Here is a 1,418-nt window from a genome sequence, read left to right on the forward strand (position 1 = left end):
GGTGGCGGGGCATCGACCTCGTTGCAGATGACGCCGATGTGGGGCGAGGGGACGTCGGTCAAGTTCGACCTGAGTCTGGATGCGCAGGAGGGGGAGTCGGGTCTGTACCTGAGCTTCTCCTACAACCGCGACCTGTTCGAGGCATCGACGATGGAGCGTCTGGGGACGCACCTGTGCACGCTGCTGGAAGGGATCGTGTCCGACCCCGGACAGGCGATCGGCCGCTTGCCGATGCTGGATGCGGCCGAGCAGCGTTACCTGCTCGACGAGATCCACCAGGCGCCGGTGGCGTACCCGCAGGCGGGGTTGCACGAGTTGTTCGAGGCACAGGCCCGGGCGACGCCCGATGCGTTGGCGGTGGTGTGCGGCGACGTGCGATTGACGTATTCGCAGCTGAACCGGCGCGCCAACCGGTTGGCGCACTGGCTGCGCCAGCGAGGCGTCGGTGTGGAAACCAAGGTCGGCATTGCACTGTCGCGCTCCGAGCGCCTCCTGGTGGCCGTGCTGGGCGTGCTGAAGTCCGGCGGCTGCTATGTGCCGATCGATCCGGCCTACCCGCAATCAAGGCGTGAACTGATCGCCGAGGACAGTGGTGTCGCGCTGCTGTTGGGCGAGGAGGATGCCGATGGCGGGCATCTGGATGGGCAGCCGGACTCCGATCCGGCGCGTCTCGAAGGCTGGACATCGGCCCGCCTGGCCTATGTCATCTATACCTCCGGATCGACCGGTCGCCCGAAGGGGGTGCTGGTGGAGCACCGCAGCGTGGCCAACTTCGGCGTCGCGTTCGTCGAGCAGCTGCGCAGTCTGGACGTCTACCCGCTGCGGGCGTGGCTGCTGGCGACCTCGATATCGTTCGATGCGTCGCTGAAGGCGCTGGTGGCGCTGTATCACGGCGCATTCGTGGTGGTGGCGGACGGGGATGAGTATCGCGATCCTCGGGCGCTGGTGAGTTTGCTGAAGCGGCATGAGGTTGCGGTGTTCAACGGCATGCCGCAGCTGGTGGAGTCGGTGCTGGAGGACCTGGAGCGGGACGAGGACTTCGCGGTATCGCTGATCGTCAGTGGCGACACGGTGTCGCCGCCACTGTGGCGGCGGCTGGATGCCTATGCACGGTCGCGGGGGCGTCATGCGCTCAATGCCTATGGTCCGACGGAGACCAGCGTGAACGCGGCCTACTCGAGCACGGACCTGTCGGGTGCGGTCAATGTAGGGCGCGTCATTCCGAACCTGCGCGGCTATCTGTTCGACGCGCAGGGGCAGCTGGTGCCGTTGGGAGGCGAGGGCGAGCTGCACATCGGTGGCGCGGGACTGGCCCGGGGATATCTGGACCGTCCGGAGCTGACGGCGGAGCGTTTCATCGCCAACCCGTACCGGCCCGGCGAGCGGCTGTACCGGACCGGCGACCGCATGCGCTACCG

General features: G+C 67.3%; 1 protein-coding gene. It reads left to right on the top strand.

The annotated features are described in order from the left end of the window. On the top strand, nt 1-1,418 hold a 1,418-nt coding region (locus tag FKV24_RS16775; protein WP_141483195.1), incomplete at both ends, for an amino acid adenylation domain-containing protein.

Origin of the sequence: Marilutibacter maris (genome assembly GCF_006546735.2) — a bacterium.
GTDB lineage: Bacteria > Pseudomonadota > Gammaproteobacteria > Xanthomonadales > Xanthomonadaceae > Marilutibacter > Marilutibacter maris.